The 15,555-nt window shown below is 69.6% G+C and carries 17 protein-coding genes; 5 read left to right on the forward strand and 12 right to left on the reverse strand.

What is annotated here, in order from left to right; all coding sequences use genetic code 11:
• Positions 1–45: 45 nt before the first annotated feature.
• From truB to ACZYZ9_RS14560, 3 genes are read right to left on the reverse strand one after another with little or no spacing between them, the layout of a single operon-like run.
• On the reverse strand, positions 46–927 hold the full coding sequence (gene truB / locus ACZYZ9_RS14550; protein WP_463826957.1) for a tRNA pseudouridine(55) synthase TruB: 882 nt from the start codon (positions 925–927) through the stop codon (positions 46–48).
• Positions 924–1,604 (reverse strand): 4'-phosphopantetheinyl transferase PptT, encoded by a 681-nt coding sequence (pptT, locus tag ACZYZ9_RS14555; RefSeq protein WP_463826958.1) that lies wholly within the window; start codon positions 1,602–1,604, stop codon positions 924–926. The genes truB and pptT overlap by 4 nt, the downstream gene beginning before the upstream one ends.
• Positions 1,601–2,560, reverse strand: coding sequence for a metallophosphoesterase family protein (locus ACZYZ9_RS14560; RefSeq protein ID WP_463826959.1), 960 nt, complete (start codon positions 2,558–2,560; stop codon positions 1,601–1,603). The genes pptT and ACZYZ9_RS14560 overlap by 4 nt, the downstream gene beginning before the upstream one ends.
• 106 nt (positions 2,561–2,666) lie before the next feature.
• Here ACZYZ9_RS14560 and ACZYZ9_RS14565 point away from each other — a divergent pair, with 106 nt between their 5' ends.
• Positions 2,667–3,248, forward strand: a complete 582-nt coding sequence (locus ACZYZ9_RS14565; protein ID WP_463826960.1) for a DUF3558 domain-containing protein — start codon at positions 2,667–2,669, stop codon at positions 3,246–3,248.
• Between the two features lie 45 nt (positions 3,249–3,293).
• A complete protein-coding gene (locus ACZYZ9_RS14570) occupies positions 3,294–5,012 on the forward strand; it encodes a CocE/NonD family hydrolase (RefSeq protein ID WP_463826961.1) in 1,719 nt (572 codons plus the stop codon).
• Here ACZYZ9_RS14570 and ACZYZ9_RS14575 read toward each other — a convergent pair.
• Positions 4,971–5,513 (reverse strand): DUF1802 family protein, encoded by a 543-nt coding sequence (locus ACZYZ9_RS14575; RefSeq protein WP_463826962.1) that lies wholly within the window; start codon positions 5,511–5,513, stop codon positions 4,971–4,973. The genes ACZYZ9_RS14570 and ACZYZ9_RS14575 overlap by 42 nt on opposite strands.
• Positions 5,514–5,529: 16 nt before the next feature.
• Positions 5,530–5,799, reverse strand: a complete 270-nt coding sequence (locus ACZYZ9_RS14580) for a DUF2277 domain-containing protein (protein WP_463826963.1) — start codon at positions 5,797–5,799, stop codon at positions 5,530–5,532.
• Positions 5,800–5,884: 85 nt separating this feature from the next.
• On the opposite strand from ACZYZ9_RS14580, the gene ACZYZ9_RS14585 reads away from it, so the two are divergent.
• Positions 5,885–6,634: an enoyl-CoA hydratase gene (locus ACZYZ9_RS14585; protein WP_463826964.1), complete on the forward strand. Its 750-nt coding sequence runs from the start codon at positions 5,885–5,887 to the stop codon at positions 6,632–6,634.
• Positions 6,635–6,685: 51 nt separating this feature from the next.
• Here the strand turns inward: ACZYZ9_RS14585 and ACZYZ9_RS14590 are convergent, their stop codons facing one another.
• The 7 genes from ACZYZ9_RS14590 to rimP all read right to left on the reverse strand — a co-directional run bounded on the left by ACZYZ9_RS14590 (position 6,686) and on the right by rimP (position 14,413).
• Entirely contained in the window at positions 6,686–7,987 is a 1,302-nt protein-coding gene (locus ACZYZ9_RS14590; RefSeq protein WP_463826965.1) for an MATE family efflux transporter, read from the reverse strand.
• Entirely contained in the window at positions 7,980–9,005 is a 1,026-nt protein-coding gene (locus tag ACZYZ9_RS14595; RefSeq protein ID WP_463826966.1) for a DHH family phosphoesterase, read from the reverse strand. Before ACZYZ9_RS14595 ends, ACZYZ9_RS14590 begins: the two co-directional genes overlap by 8 nt.
• Entirely contained in the window at positions 8,968–9,507 is a 540-nt protein-coding gene (gene rbfA / locus ACZYZ9_RS14600) for a 30S ribosome-binding factor RbfA (RefSeq protein ID WP_463826967.1), read from the reverse strand. The genes ACZYZ9_RS14595 and rbfA overlap by 38 nt, the downstream gene beginning before the upstream one ends.
• A 47-nt stretch (positions 9,508–9,554) precedes the next feature.
• Positions 9,555–12,359, reverse strand: coding sequence for a translation initiation factor IF-2 (gene infB / locus ACZYZ9_RS14605; RefSeq protein WP_463826968.1), 2,805 nt, complete (start codon positions 12,357–12,359; stop codon positions 9,555–9,557).
• Between the two features lie 75 nt (positions 12,360–12,434).
• A complete protein-coding gene (locus ACZYZ9_RS14610; RefSeq protein WP_463826969.1) occupies positions 12,435–12,785 on the reverse strand; it encodes a YlxR family protein in 351 nt (116 codons plus the stop codon).
• A gap of 66 nt (positions 12,786–12,851) precedes the next feature.
• Positions 12,852–13,895 carry a transcription termination factor NusA gene (nusA, locus tag ACZYZ9_RS14615; protein WP_463826970.1) on the reverse strand — a complete coding sequence of 348 codons (1,044 nt, stop codon included), beginning with the start codon at positions 13,893–13,895 and terminating at the stop codon, positions 12,852–12,854.
• A complete protein-coding gene (gene rimP / locus ACZYZ9_RS14620; protein WP_463826971.1) occupies positions 13,892–14,413 on the reverse strand; it encodes a ribosome maturation factor RimP in 522 nt (173 codons plus the stop codon). Before rimP ends, nusA begins: the two co-directional genes overlap by 4 nt.
• A 143-nt stretch (positions 14,414–14,556) precedes the next feature.
• On the opposite strand from rimP, the gene ACZYZ9_RS14625 reads away from it, so the two are divergent.
• Both ACZYZ9_RS14625 and ACZYZ9_RS14630 read left to right on the forward strand, forming a co-directional pair.
• On the forward strand, positions 14,557–15,090 hold the full coding sequence (locus ACZYZ9_RS14625) for a hypothetical protein (RefSeq protein WP_463826972.1): 534 nt from the start codon (positions 14,557–14,559) through the stop codon (positions 15,088–15,090).
• Positions 15,087–15,551: a ferritin-like domain-containing protein gene (locus ACZYZ9_RS14630; RefSeq protein ID WP_463826973.1), complete on the forward strand. Its 465-nt coding sequence runs from the start codon at positions 15,087–15,089 to the stop codon at positions 15,549–15,551. The genes ACZYZ9_RS14625 and ACZYZ9_RS14630 overlap by 4 nt, the downstream gene beginning before the upstream one ends.
• Positions 15,552–15,555 lie beyond the last annotated feature (4 nt).

Below are 15,555 nucleotides of genomic sequence, written 5' to 3' on the forward strand. Positions count from 1 at the left end.
GCGCTTTCGGCGCCGTACTTCCTCATCTGCGCACGGCCGGCTGCCTCACAGGGTCGCCGGGCGGAGCACCACTGCGGACCGGGTCCGCGAACCCTCGTCGCGCAGCAGCGCAATTACCCGCCCGTCGGCGTCGGTGGCCGCGTAGACACCGTCGATGCCGGCCGGCGCCAGGGCGCGGCCGTGGCTGGTAGCCACAGCCTCATCGGCGGTGAGGTCGCGGCGCGGGAACATCAGCAGGCAGGCCTGGTCCAGGCTGAGACTCAGCCGCGGCCGCTCGGCCAGTTCCTCGAGCGACACGGCCTGGCTCAGGTCGAAGCGGCCGACGCGAGTGCGCCGCAACGACGTCAGATGACCACCGACGCCCAGCGCCTCACCCAGGTCGCGGGCCAGCGCGCGGATGTAGGTGCCCGACGAGCAGTCCACCTCAACGTCGAGATCCAGCAGGTCCACTCCGCGTCGGATGGCCAGCACCTCGAAGCGGTCGATGCGCACCGGTCGGGCCTGCAGGTGCACCGCCTCCCCCGCGCGGGCCAATTGGTACGCCCGCCGGCCACCGATCTTGATCGCGCTGACCGCCGACGGTATCTGCTCGATGTCACCGCGCAGCGGGGCCAGCGCCGCCTCGATCGTCTCATCGGTGAGGTGCGAAGCCGAAACCGATTGCAGCAGTTCACCTTCGGCGTCTTCAGTGGAGGTGGTCTGCCCGAGCCGGATGGTCGCGGCATACGACTTGGAGGTCATGGTCAACAGGCCCAGAATTTTGGTGGCCCGCTCGATTCCGAGCACCAGCACGCCGGTGGCCATCGGATCCAGCGTGCCGGCATGACCCACCCGGCGGGTGCCGAAGATCCGCCGGCACCGGCCCACCACGTCGTGGCTCGTCATGCCTTCCGGTTTGTCGACGATCGCCAGACCGGCCTCGCTCATAACACGATCGCGGTCAGCACCAAGCCATTTGCCACCGACCAGCGTCCGGCCAGCGTCGTCAGCGGTGGGCCCGACAGCGCGGCCGGGTCGATCAAAATGCGGGAGACGAACCGCCCGCTGGACTCGGTGTCCGCCGAGAAGGTGATGTGCGCGTCTTCGAACCCCAGCCACCGCTTGGTCAGCGGGAACCACGCCTTGTACGTTGCCTCCTTGGCGCAGAACAGGATTCGATCCCAGTGCAGCGCGGACGGCAGCGCCAGCGGCAGCTCGGTGCGTTCGGCGGGCAGGCTGATCGCGTCCAGCACACCATTGGGCAGCACGTCGTGGGGTTCGGCGTCGATGCCCACCGAACGCACCGCCTCGCTGCGGCCGACGACGGCGCCGCGGTACCCGGTGCAGTGTGTCAGGCTGCCGACCACACCGTCGGGCCAGCAGGGTTCGCCCTTGTCGCCCTTGAGGATCGGCACCGGCGCTACCCCGAGTTCGTCGAGCGCGATCCGCGCGCAGTGCCGCACGGTGATGAATTCGTTGCGCCGCTTGGCCACCGACTTGGCGATCAGCGGCTCCTCCTCGGGCAACGGCACCAGCCCGGGCGGGTCGGAATACAACTCGGCGTAACCCATGTCGTCGACCAGGGTGCCGGGCAACAACGTCGACACCAGTGTGCGCGCCGTCACCGGTTCTGCCGTTGCCGCAACTTTTCCCGGAACTGGGTGGCCTGCGCCTTCATTTCCGGAGTGATGACGAAGTGGCCGCCGAAGTCGTTCAGGTACCCCGGCGCGTACTGCGGGTCCGGCAGCACCTGACGCAGCCAGCTGTAGGGCTTGCGGCGCCGCCACTCCCGCGGGTAGCCGACCGACACCTCTTCGAAGCGCACATCGTCATACCAGGTCGTCCGCGGAATGTGCAGGTGCCCGTACACCGAACACACCGCGTTGTAGCGGGTGTGCCAGTCCGCAGTCTTGGTGGTGCCGCACCATAGCGAGAACTCCGGGTAGAACAGCGCGTCGCAGGGGTTGCGCACCAGCGGGAAATGGTTCACCAGCACGGTCGGCTGCATCCAGTCCAGCTGTTCGAGGCGGGCCCGGGTCTTGGCGACCCGGTCGCGACACCACGCGTCGCGGGTGGCGTACGGCTCGGACGACAACAGGAATTCGTCGGTGCACACCACGTTGCGCTCTTTGGCGATGGCCATGCCCTCAGCTTTGGTGGCGGCTCCGGCCGGCAGGAAGCTGTAGTCGTAGAGCAGGAACATCGGCACGATGGTGGCCGGGCCGCCCCGCTCGGTCCAGACCGGGAAGGGGTGCTCGGGGGTGACGACACCCATCTCGTCGCACATATTGACCAGGTAGTCGTAGCGGTCGCGGCCGAAGATCTGCATCGGATCGCGGTTGGTGGTCCACAACTCGTGGTTGCCGGGCACCCAGATGACCTTCGCGAAGCGGCGGCGCAGCAAGTCCAGCGCCCAGCGGATTTCGTCGGTGCGTTCGGCGACGTCGCCACAGACGATCAGCCAGTCATCCGGCGACGACGGATGCAGCGACTCGGTGACCGGCTTGTTGCCCAGATGCCCGGTGTGCAGGTCCGAGACAGCCCACAGCGTCGGCTGTCCGGTCGATTCGTGTCCTGCCACGATTAACCAGCCTAGCGACCCGCGGTCGGTGTGCTCGTTTCCCTGTGACCGCGCAGAGGCTACTTGTACACTCCCGGCAAGGGTGCTGCCGAGAGCAGGGGGTGTCGTGTTCGCCAAAATGCGTCTGGCTGCAGCGTTCGGTGCGCTGGTCACAGCGGTCACGGTGGGGGTGGCCGGCTGGCAGGACGGCCCCCCGCCGACCCATCGTGGCAAAGTCGAACTGCGGTCCACCGCCGCGCCGATGGAAACCACGATGAAGAGCCCGATCGTGGCCACCACCGATCCGAGCCCGTTCGACCCGTGCACCGACATCCCGCTGGAGGCGGTGCAGCGGCTGGGCCTGGCGTTCACCCCGCCCGAACCGCAGGAAGGGTTGCGCTGCCAGTTCGACGCGGGCAACTACCAGCTGGCCGTGGAGCCAATCGTCTGGCGCACCTACGCCCAGACCCTGCCGCCGGACGCCATCGAAACCACGATCCAGGGTCACCGCGCCGCGCAGTACTGGGTGCTCAAACCCACCTACCACAACAGCTTTTGGTACATCTCGTGCATGGTGACGTTCAAGACCAGCTACGGGGTGATCCAGCAGTCGCTGTTCTACTCCACGGTCTACTCCGAGCCCGACGTCGACTGCCCGTCGACCAACCTGCAGCGCGCCAACGAACTCGCGCCGATGTACAAGTTCTAGTCCCGGGTTGCGCGGTGCGCGCCCGGCCTTCCCTAGGCTTGGCACGTGAGCACCACATCGATCCCGCACGACGAGCCGAAGCTACGCACCCGCGCCACCGGAGCGGGCGGCCGAGCGGCTTTGGGCGCACTCGGCCTGGCTCTGCGGCTGCCCCGGGCAAGGACCCGCTACACCGTCACCCGGGTGAGCATCCCGATGCGCGACGGCGTCGAACTGGTGGGCGACCACTACGCGCCCGCAACGGCCAAGCCGGCCGGCACCCTGCTGGCCCGCGGCCCATACGGACGTAAGTTCCCGTTCTCCCTTGCCTTCGCCCGGTTGTACGCTGCCCGCGGCTACCACGTCGTGTTGCAGAGCGTGCGGGGAACCTTCGGCTCCACCGGTGACTTCGAGCCGATGGTCCACGAAGCCGCCGACGGCCAGGACACCGTGCATTGGCTGCGTCAACAGCCGTGGTTCACCGGCCGCTTCGCCACCGTGGGCCTGTCCTACCTCGGCTTCACCCAGTGGGCGCTGTTGCAGGACCCGCCGCCGGAGCTGGCCGCGGCGGTGATCACGGTGGGGCCGCACGACTTCCGCGACTCGGTGTGGGGCACCGGCACATTCGCCGTCAACGACTTCCTGGGCTGGAGTGATCTGGTCGCCCGCCAGGAGGATCCGGGACGCCTCCGGACCGGCCTTCGCCAGCTGCGGGCACCGCGCAAAGTGGCCCGCACGGTCCGCGAGGTGCCGCTGGGGCCGGCCGCGCGGACCCTGCTCGGCGCCGGCGCGCCGTGGTTCGAATCCTGGGTCGAACACACCGACGCGCACGACCCGTTCTGGGACCGGCTGCGCTTCCCCGACGCACTGGACCGCGTCGAAGTACCGGTGCTGCTGCTGAGCGGGTGGCAGGACATCTTCCTGCGCCAGACCCTGCAGCAGTACCGGCACCTGCGCGACCGCGGGGTGAACGTCGCGCTGACCGTCGGGCCGTGGACCCACACCCAGATGCTGGTCCAGGGGCTGCCGACCTGCGCGCGCGAAACCCTGGACTGGCTGGACACCTATCTGGGCGGCGCGCCGGACCTGGACCGTCCCAGCCCGGTGCACATCTACGAGGCCGGCGTGGGGTGGCGTCACCTGCCCGACTGGCCACCGGCCACCAGCGAACACGCGCTGTACCTGCAGCCCTATGGACACCTGGGCGACACTCCGCCGACCACCAAGACGCGACCGGCGAATTTCCACTACGACCCGGCCGACCCGACCCCCACCACCGGTGGTCCACTGCTGTCACCGAAGGGCGGCTACCGCGACGACACCCATCTGGCGACGCGCGACGACGTGCTGAGCTTCACCGGCGCCGCGCTCCCCCACGACCTGCACGTCTACGGCCAACCCGTCATCGAACTGGAGCACAGCGCCGACAACCCCAACGTCGACCTGTTCGTGCGGGTCAGCAAGGTCAACGCCAAGGGCAGGTCCCAGAATGTCAGCGACGGCTACCGGCGCCTGGCCACCGACGAGCCCGGCACCCGGCGGGTCACCATCGAACTCGACGCGATCGCGCACCGCTTCGAGGCCGGTTCCCGGATCCGGGTGCTGATCACCGGCAGCTGGTTTCCGCGTTACGCGCGCAACCTCGGTACTGACGAGCCGGTGCTGACCGGGCGTCAGATCCGCCCGGCGACGCACTCGGTGCACTTCGGGGAATCCCGGCTGTTGTTACCGGTGCAGGCAGACTCAACCGACCGCGCGCCGGACCCGGGCCCCGATCCCGGCTAGCGTCCCGTCGTCGTGCACCGGCGCCGCCAGCGCAGGCTCGACCGGCAGCGGCACCCAACTGGTGCATCCCGCATAGTCGGGGGTACGGGTCAGCTGGACCGGCTCGACCAGCGGCATCGCCTGGACGACCAGCACCGCCAGCTTGTGTTTGGGCCGGAAGTCCAGCCGGTCCGCTTGCACCGACTCGGCGGTCCAGATGTGCAGATCCTCGATCTCGGCGAGCCCCTCCGCGCGGTTGACCGGCAGCGCGGCAACCACTTTCGCGGCGGCCCGCACCGTGACCTGCTGCTCGGTGCTGTCGGCGGCCGCCAGTGCGAGCAGGCTTTGATGTTCAGCCCGGACACGTTCGGCGTGGCTGTGCGCGACCGTCGAGAACAGCAGAAACTCCCGGGCGGCGACCTCGAACCGTTTCTCCCTTATGCCGCCTTTGCGCAGCAGGATGGTCTGGCGCCCGTCGAGCAGCGCGTGCACCGCCACGCTCCACTCCTTGAGCGCGTACATCTTTCAGCGTTCTCCGCTACTGCGATCTGGCGAGCCGGGCCAGAACCTCGGGGCGGCGCAGGGGCGGCACCGTCTTGGGCGGCTGCCGTCGAGGTGCCAGCGCTTCGAGCAACCGGGTGGTGGTGGCGGTGACCTCGGCGACGGCGGCCTCGAAGGCGTCTTCGTTGACAGCGGACGGGTGCGTGATGCCGCTGACCTTGCGCACGTACTGACGTGACGCGGCCGCGATCTCTTCGGCGGTAGCCGGTGGTTCCAGCCCACGCAGCTCGGTGATATTCCGACACATGGTGTCCACGATAGGTGCGGCGCTACCAGACCGCGATCGGCCGCGGGTGCCGATCGCCACCCCGTGGGTGACTACGGTGAACCCTATGACCGACGACATCCTGCTGATCGACACCGACGAGCGGGTACGCACCCTGACCCTGAACCGGCCGCAGTCCCGCAACGCGCTGTCCGCGGCGCTGCGCGACCAATTCTTCGGCGCCCTGGCCGATTCCGAGTCCGACGACGGCGTCGACGTCGTGATCGTCACCGGCACCGACCCGGTGTTCTGCGCCGGACTGGACCTCAAGGAGCTGGGCGGGCAGACCGCGTTGCCCGACATCTCGCCGCGCTGGCCGGCGCTGACCAAACCCGTCATCGGCGCCATCAACGGCGCCGCGGTCACCGGCGGACTCGAGCTGGCGCTGTACTGCGACATCCTGATCGCCTCCGAGCAGGCGCGGTTCGCCGACACGCACGCCCGGGTGGGTCTGCTGCCCACCTGGGGTTTGAGCGTGCGACTGCCGCAGAAAGTGGGGGTGGGCCTGGCCCGACGGATGAGCATGACCGGGGATTACCTGTCGGCGGCCGACGCGCTGCGCGCCGGGCTGGTCACCGAAGTGGTGCCGCACGACAAGTTGCTGGCGACCGCGCGCGGCGTCGCGGCGTCCATCGTCGGCAACAACCAGGACGCGGTGCGCGCCCTGCTGGCGTCCTACCACCACATCGACGACGCGCAGCTCGGCGGCGGGCTGTGGCTGGAAGCGGCGGCGGCTCGGCAGTTCCGGCCCAGCGGCGACGACATCGCCGCCAACCGGGAAGCGGTGCTGCAGCGCGGACGTTCGCAGGTGCGCTGATCGCGTCACCCGCACCCCCGGATACGCCCGGTCACGATGCCGGCGGAGCCGTCAGGCCGTGCCGGTCACTACCCAGCGTCCCGACAGCGTGCGCCAGCCGCCGAACACCAGCCGCAGCACCATGAAGGTGCTCAACCCTGACCAGATACCGGTCAACCCCCAGCCGTAGGCCAGCGACAACCAGATCAGCGGCAGGAATCCCAGCAGCGCACTGAGCACCGTCGCGGTGCGCATGAACGCGGCGTCCCCGGCGCCCAGCAACACTCCGTCCAGTGCGAAAACGATTCCGGCGACCGGTAATTGGGCCACCAGAAACCACCACGGCACTCCGATCGCCGCCAGCACCGAGCTGTCGTCGGTGAACAGGTCCGGCAGCATCGCGGATCCCGCCGCGAAGAAACCGGCCAACAGTGCGGAGGCGAGCAGCGAGAACAACGTCACCCGCCACGCGACCCACCGCGCGTGCGCCGCATCACCGGCTCCCAGCGCGGCGCCGACCAGGGCCTGCGCGGCGATCGCGAGCGAATCAAGCACCAGAGCCAGAAAGGTCCAGAGCTGCAACACGATCTGGTGGGCCCCCAGCGCGGCGGCGCCGAACCGGGCGGCCACCGCGGCCGCCGAGACGAAACACACCTGGAACGCCAGGCTGCGCAGGATCAGGTCACGTCCGAGCACCACCTGGGCGCGCAGCGCGGCACCATCGACCTGCAGCGGCACCCGCTCGGCGAGCAGCGCACGGCCGAACAGCAACGCCGCCAGCCACTGCCCGGTCACGTTCGCCACCGCCGACCCGGTCAACCCCAACCGGGGCAGACCCAACCAGCCGTAGACCAGCAGCGGGCACAGCAGCGCCGACACCGAGAATCCGGCGACCACAAAACGCAGCGGACGTCCGGTGTCCTGCACGCCGCGCAGCCAGCCGTTGCCGGCCAGCGAGACCAGGATCGCCGGCACCCCCAGGATCGCGATCCGCAACCAGGGCAACGCCGCAGCGGCGATCTCGCCACCCGCGGCGATCGCCGACACCACCGGCACCGCCGCGGCCTGCACCACGACGACGATCGCCGCGCCCAAACCCAGGCCGAGCCAGGTCGCCTGCACCCCTTCGCGGACCGCGGCGCCACGATCGGCGGCGCCGAAGTAGCGGGCCGCGCGGGCCGTGGTGCCGTAGGACAGAAACGTCAGCTGAGTGCTGACCAGACCCAACACCAGACTGCCGATCGCCAGACCGGCCAGCGGCACCGCCCCCAGCCGACCGACCACCGCGGTGTCGAACAACAGATACAGCGGTTCGGCGGCCAGCACGCCCAACGCGGGCAGAGCCAGCCGGGTGATCTGGCGAAACTCAGCCAAGCGCCGCGCACAACGACGCCACGACGTCCTCGATGGCGCCGGCCGTCGAATAGCCGGCCGCCAGCCGGTGACCGCCACCGCCGAAACCGGATGCGACCGCAGCCAGGTCCACCTCGGTCTTGGCGCGCATCGACACCGACCACTGCTGCGGGACGACCTCCTTGAACACCGCCGCCACCTCGGCCTGCTGCGTGGTGCGCACGATGTCGACCACGCTCTCGACCTCCTCGGGACGGGATCCCGACCAATCCCGGTGATCGACGACGGCATAGACCAGTCCGCGACCGCCCGCCGCCTCCGGCACCAGCTGGGCCGACCCCAGCACCCGCGACAGCATCGGCAACCACGCGAACGGATGTGTGTCCATCAGTGCCCGGCTGACCGCGGCGTTGTCCACACCGATCTCGACCAGCCGCGCGGCCAGCCGCAGGGCGCGGGCACTGGCCCAGCGAAACGACCCGGTGTCGGTGGTCAACCCGGCGTAGATGCAGTGCGCCACACCTTGGTCGATCGGTTTGCCCCACGCGTCGAGGATCTCGGCGATCATCATCGTCGTCGAATCGGCCGACTCGTCGACGAAATTCGCGGTGCCGAACAGACCGTTGGACGCGTGGTGGTCGATAACCAGCAGTTGCCGGCCGGGGGCAGCCAGATCCCGCAACGCGCCGAGCCGGTGCATGCTGGGCACGTCGACGGTCACCACCAGATCGACGTCGCGGCGCAACTCTGCCGGCGTGACCAGCAGGTGACAGCCGGGCAGCGACCGCAGCGACTCCGGCAGTTGTGCCGGCGTGGCGAAGCTGACCTGCACCTTCTTACCGCTTTGGTCGAGCACCGCGGCGAGCGCGAGTCCGGCGCCGATGGTGTCGGCGTCGGGGTGAACATGGCAGATCACCGCGACCGAGTCGGCCGCCGACAGCAGTTCGGCGGCGCCGACTGCGTCGACGCGCGCCCCGGGAAGGCGCGGCATACCGGTCAGCTCAGTCTTCGGATCGATCGTGCGGTCGGTTGTCGTCATCGGCGTCTCCCCCGCGAACGGGCGGTACCCCCAAAGCTCCGAGTCCCCCTGAGGCCGCCGGTTCGGCCGTCGACCCACTCTCACGGTACGGGTCGGCCTCGCCGGCGGGTTTCGCGCCCACCCTGACCCGCGCCAGATCCGCATCCGCCGCGCGGGCGCGGGCCAGCAACTCCTCCATCCGCTTGACGGCGTCGGAGGTGGTGTCGCGCTCGAACGTCAGGGTGGGGGTGAACCGCACCCCGGTGCCGGCGCCCACCTTGGTCCGCAACACACCCCGGGCCCGGTCCAGCGCCGCCGCCGCGCCGGGGTAGTCCGGCTCGTCATCGAGGGTGGGGCCCATCACGGTGTAGTAGACCGTCGCATCGTGCAGGTCGGCGGTCACCTTCGTGTCAACGATGGTGATGCCGGCCAGCCCCGGATCTTTGATCTCGTATTCGATCGCCGAGGCGACGATCGTGTTGATCCGCTTGGCCAATCGGCGCGCCCGGGCCGGGTCGGCCATATCAATTCACCGCCTTCTTCTCATCGCTTCGCACTGCCTTGTCGTGGTCAGGCGCGTTCCTTCTGGACCAGCTCGAAGGACTCGATGATGTCGCCTTCCTTGATATCCGAATAGCCCAGTGTCAGACCGCACTCGAAGCCCTCGCGGACCTCGGTCACGTCGTCCTTCTCCCGGCGCAGCGAATTGATCGAAAGGTTCTCGGTGACCACGATGTTGTCCCGCAGCAACCGCGCCTTGGCGTTGCGGCGCACCACACCCGAGGTGATCATGCAGCCGGCGATGATGCCGACCTTGGAGGACCGGAAGATCGCCCGGATCTCGGCCTGACCCAGCTGGTTCTCCTCGTAGATCGGCTTGAGCATGCCGCGCAGGGCCTTCTCGATCTCGTCGATCGCCTGGTAGATCACCGAGTAGTAGCGGATCTCCACGCCCTCGCGGTTGGCCAGCTCGGTCGCTTTGCCCTCGGCCCGCACGTTGAAGCCGATGATGATCGCATCCGAGGCCGACGCCAGGTTGACGTTGGTCTCGGTGATGCCACCGACGCCGCGGTCGATGACGCGCAGCGCCACCTCGTCGTCCACCTCGATACCCATCAGGGCCTCTTCCAGCGCCTCGACGGTACCGGCGTTGTCACCCTTGAGGATCAGGTTCAGCTGGCTGGTTTCCTTCAGCGCCGAATCCAGGTCCTCCAGGCTGATCCGCTTGCGACTGCGCGCTGCCAGCGCGTTGCGCTTGCGAGCGCTGCGCCGGTCGGCAATCTGCCGGGCGATGCGGTCCTCGTCGACCACCAACAGGTTGTCGCCGGCGCCGGGCACCGACGTGAAACCGATCACCTGCACCGGACGCGACGGCAACGCCTCGTGCACATCCTCGCCGTGTTCGTCGACCATGCGTCGGACGCGGCCGTAGGCGTCGCCGGCGACGATCGAGTCGCCGACCCGCAGGGTGCCGCGCTGAATCAGCACGGTGGCCACCGGACCGCGACCGCGGTCCAGGTGCGCCTCAATGGCCACACCCTGGGCTTCCATGTCGGGGTTGGCCCGCAGGTCCAACGCGGCATCGGCGGTCAGCAGCACCGCCTCTTCGAGTGCCGCGATGTTGGTGCCCTGCTTGGCGGAGATGTCGACGAACATGGTGTCGCCACCGAAGTCTTCTGCCACCAGACCGTACTCAGTGAGCTGCGACCGGATCCTGGTCGGATCGGCGCCCTCCTTGTCGATCTTGTTGACCGCCACCACGATCGGCACGTCGGCGGCCTGGGCGTGGTTGATCGCCTCCACGGTCTGCGGCATCACACCGTCGTCGGCCGCGACCACCAGGATGGCGATGTCGGTGGCCTTGGCGCCGCGGGCACGCATGGCGGTGAACGCCTCGTGACCCGGGGTGTCGATAAAGGTGATCAGCCGCTCGCTGCCCTCGAATTCGACGGCAACCTGGTAGGCACCGATGTGCTGGGTGATGCCACCGGCCTCGCCCTCGCGGACGCTGGCGTTACGGATGGTGTCCAGCAGTCGGGTCTTACCGTGGTCGACGTGACCCATGACGGTCACCACCGGCGGCCGGGTCTGCAGGTCGTCCTCGTCGCCTTGGTCCTCGCCGTAGGTCAGGTCGAAGGACTCCAGCAGCTCACGGTCCTCGTCCTCGGGGCTGACCACCTGGACCACGTAGTTCATCTCGCTGCCCAGCAACTCGAGGGTCTCGTCGCCCACCGACTGGGTGGCCGTCACCATCTCGCCGAGGTTGAACAGCGCCTGCACCAGCGCGGCCGGGTTGGCGTTGATCTTGTCGGCGAAGTCGCTCAGCGACGCCCCGCGGGCCAGCCGGATGGTCTCGCCGTTGCCGTGCGGCAACCGCACGCCGCCGACGACCGGCGCCTGCATGTTCTCGTACTCGGCGCGTTTGGCCCGCTTGGACTTGCGGCCCCGCCGCGGCGCGCCGCCGGGCCGGCCGAACGCACCTGCAGCACCGCCGCGCTGGCCGGGCCGGCCACCGCCGCCACCGGGACCGCCACCGCCGGGCCGGCCGCGGAAACCGCCGGGACCGCCGCCGCCGGGTGCGGCACCGACGCCGCCACCGCCGCGGTAGTTACCGCCGCCGCCGTCGCGTCCGCCACCGGCACCGCCGGGCCGGGCACCGCCGGGCCGGGGCGCGCCGGTGCGCGGCGGACGGGGACCGCCCGCGGCACCGCCGGGACGCGGCGGCATGCTGCTCGGCGAAGCGCCGCCGGGGCGTGGTGCACCCGGCCGGGGTGCGCCGGGCCGCGGAGCCTGCGGGTGCGGCCGCGGGATGGGCCGGTCGACGGGCTGCGCCGACGAGAACGGGTTGTTGCCGACGCGCGGGGTGCGGACCCCGGGCTTGGGCGCCGGGCCCGGACGCGGTCCGGGCGTTGCACCCGGCTGGGGTGCCTGCGGGCCGGGCTGGCCCGGGGCGGGTGTGGGTGCCGGAGGCCCGGGCGTCGGCCGTGCCGGCGCAGCAGGAGTGGGCGTGCTGGCGGCCGGTGCGGCCGGGGTGGGCGGAGCTGCGGGTGGCGCCGGGCGCCCAGGCGCTGCGGGTTTGGCAGGCGCGGGGACCGCGGCACCGTTGCCGACCGCCTTGTCGAGTGCTTGATCAAGGGCCGCATCGGGCGCCTTGGCTGCCACCTTCTCGGGGGCGCTGGGCGAGCTTGCCGGGGCCTTCTGGCCGGCGGGTTTGCTGCCGCCGAAGGACTCGCGCAACCGCCGGGCTACCGGCGCTTCCACGGTCGAGGATGCGGATTTGACGAATTCGCCCTGTTCGTTCAGTCGGGCGAGGACTTCCTTGCTGGTGACACCGAGTTCCTTGGCTAACTCGTGTACGCGGGCCTTACCTGCCACTACATCTCCTGTCTAAGAGGCGACAGTGCTGGGCCGCGCCTCGGGTATTAGCTATGACACATGGTCATCGGGACTTCACGGTGTGCTCATGTTCTTCGCTACCTGTTCTGTTACGGGTGGACTCACGTGCTCGACCACCGCGGATGTTTCCGGCGAACCGGTGATGCGCAACGCTCTGGTGAAAGCCCGCCGCCGAATTGCTTGGTGTAGGCACTGCGGAACGGGATGCAGCCACGCACCCCGCCCCGGCAGGCGTCCGGCCGGATCAACGATCACGGCGTAGCCGCCGTTCCCATCCGACCGAGCCACCACTCGAAGCAGTTCGCCGGCCAACTCTCGCTTCCGGCACCCGACACATGTCCGCACCGGTCCGCTGGGGTTATCCGGGCTTCCGTGCGCCGAGACCGAAGGCTCGCGCTGGATCACGGTTTAGTTTAGCGTCACCGGACCGGTGCCCTGAACCACCCGGCGGGCCCGGTGTACTGCGGCGGGCTAATGGTCCTGCGGCACTCCGTGGGCGGCGCCCTGCTCGGGTTGGTTGCCGGGCTGGGCCGGCGCGTCGCCCCGGATGTCGATGCGCCAACCGGTGAGCCTGGCCGCCAGCCGTGCGTTCTGGCCCTCCTTGCCGATGGCCAACGACAACTGGAAGTCGGGCACCACCACGCGGGCTGCGCGGGCGGTCGCGTCGATCACCGAAACGGAGACCACCTTCGCCGGCGACAGCGCGTTGGCCACGAACCGGGCCGGGTCCTCGTCGTAGTCGATGATGTCGATCTTCTCCCCGGACAGCTCGCTCATCACGTTGCGGACCCGCTGGCCCATCGGGCCGATGCACGCGCCCTTGGCGTTCAGCCCCGCCACGTTGGACTTGACCGCGATCTTGGAGCGGTGGCCGGCCTCCCGGGCTACCGCCACGATCTCCACCGACCCGTCGGCGATCTCGGGCACTTCCAGCGAGAAGAGCTTGCGCACCAGGTTGGGATGGGTGCGCGACAGGGTGATCACCGGTTCGCGGGCACCGCGACTGACCCCGACGACGTAACAGCGCACCCGGTTGCCGTGTTCGTAGGTCTCGCCGGGCACCTGTTCGGCGGCGGGGATCACGCCCTCGGAGGCTTTGGTTTCGGTGCCCATGCGCACCACGATCAGCCCGCGGGCGTTGGCCCGGCTGTCGCGCTGAATCACCCCGGCGACGATCTCGCCTTCGCGGGTGGAGAACTCACCGAACGTGCGCTCGTTCTCGGCGTCGCGGAAACGCTGCAGCATCACCTGACGCGCCGTGGTGGCGGCGATGCGCCCGAAACCCTCCGGGGTGTCGTCCCACTCGCCGATCAGGTTGCCCTCGTCGTCGGTCTCGTGGGCCATCACCTTGACCACACCGGTCTTGCGGTCGATCTCGATGTGGGCGTCATTCTGGTGCCCCTGGGTGTGCCGGTAGGCGGTGAGCAGCGCGGACTTGATCGTGTCGAGCAGTTCGTTTACCGAGATGCCCCGGTCCACCTCGATCGCGTGCAGCGCGGCCATGTCGATGTTCATGCTCCGGCCTCCGTCCCGTGGGCCAACTCCAACTCTGCCGGTGCCGGCGGCGAAAACTCAACCTGCACAACAGCTTTGGTGATCTCGCTGAGCGGGATCTCGCGCACGGCCAGGTCGCGGCCGGTTCGGACCACCAGCGCGACCGTGTCGCCGCTGGTCTGGCCCACGCGGCCGGTCAACTGCGAGCCGTCGGCCAGCGCCAGCTCCACTTTGCGTCCGCGTGCGCGCCGGAAATGCTTGTCGCTGGTCAACGGACGGTCCACCCCCGGAGAACTGACCTCCAGGACGTAGGGCGCGCCCTGACCACCGTCGGCGCCGTCCAGCAGCGTCGACGCCACGCGGGACAGCTGTTCGATCGTGTCCAGATCCAGGGCGGTGTCGCCGTCGGCGACCACGGTGATTCGCGGCGGGCGGGTGCGGCTGTCGATGAGCACGTCATCGATCTCGTAGCCGGCGCGCGCGAACTCGTCACTGAGTAGCTCGATCACCTGCGTCTGCGAAGGTAGCTCGGTGGTCACGGCGAGCTCCTCATCTTGAGTTGTCCAAGCCAGCTATCCACGATACGCCAGGAACCGGCAATGACGCCCTGATCGCGTCGTCCGGGTATGACGGCAACGTGCCTGGCGTCGCTGCGGTGTCCTGTGATGGCAGGATGAGGGACGTGCCCAGAGCAGTACCCGTCATCAGCAGGCGGGGCGTACTCGCCGGTGGGGCCGCTCTTGCCGCTCTAGGGGTGGTATCGACCGCCTGCAGCGAGCCGGCGCCCAAGCCCCCCGCCGTCGAGGAGTTGCTGGCTCCGTTGGACCAGGCCCGCCGCGACAGTGCGCTGGCGGCCGCGGCGGCCGGAGCCGTCGGCAGCCCCCCGCAGATCGCGGCCGCGCTGACCGTGGTCGCCACCCAGCGCGCCGCGCACGCCCGGGCGCTGTCCACCGAGATCGCCCGCGCCGCGGGCAAGCTGGTCTCGTCGACCAGTGAGACGAGCAGCAGCGGCGCAAGCGCCAGCCCGACCGAGCAGGAGCCGCCACCACCGCCGCCGGTGTCCGACGTGATCGACTCGTTGCGCAAGTCGGCCGAGGACGCCAGCCGGTTGCTGGCGACGTCCTCGGGCTACCGGTCGGGGCTGCTCGCCTCGATCGCCGCATCCTGCACCGCGTCGGCCACCGTCGCGCTGGTCCCTGGAGGACCGTCGATATGACCGGCCCGAAACGTGCCCCGGCCGGCAAAGATGCCGATATCACCGCGTTCGGCGAAGCTCTGGCCGTCGAGCACGCCACGATCTACGGGTACGGCATCGTGTCCGCGATGTCACCGCCCAGCGTTAACGACCTGGTGGTGGAGGCGCTCAATCAGCACCGGCAACGCCGCGACGACGTGATCGCGATGCTGACCGCGCGCAAGGCCACCGCCCCGGTGGCCGCGGCCGGCTATCAGCTGCCGTCCCCGGTGGGCAGCCCGTCCGAAGCGGCCCGGCTGGCGGCGCGGATGGAGAACGACGGTGCGACGGCCTGGCGCGCGGTCGTCGAGCACGCCGATACCGCGGAGGACCGCGCGTTCGCCGCCACCGCCCTGACCCAGAGTGCGGTGATGGCCGCCCGCTGGAACAAGGTGCTGGGCGGCTGGCCGATCACCACGTCGTTCCCAGGCGGAAACGAGTAACTCA

It is taken from the genome of Mycobacterium sp. IDUB_28 (genome assembly GCF_055419285.1).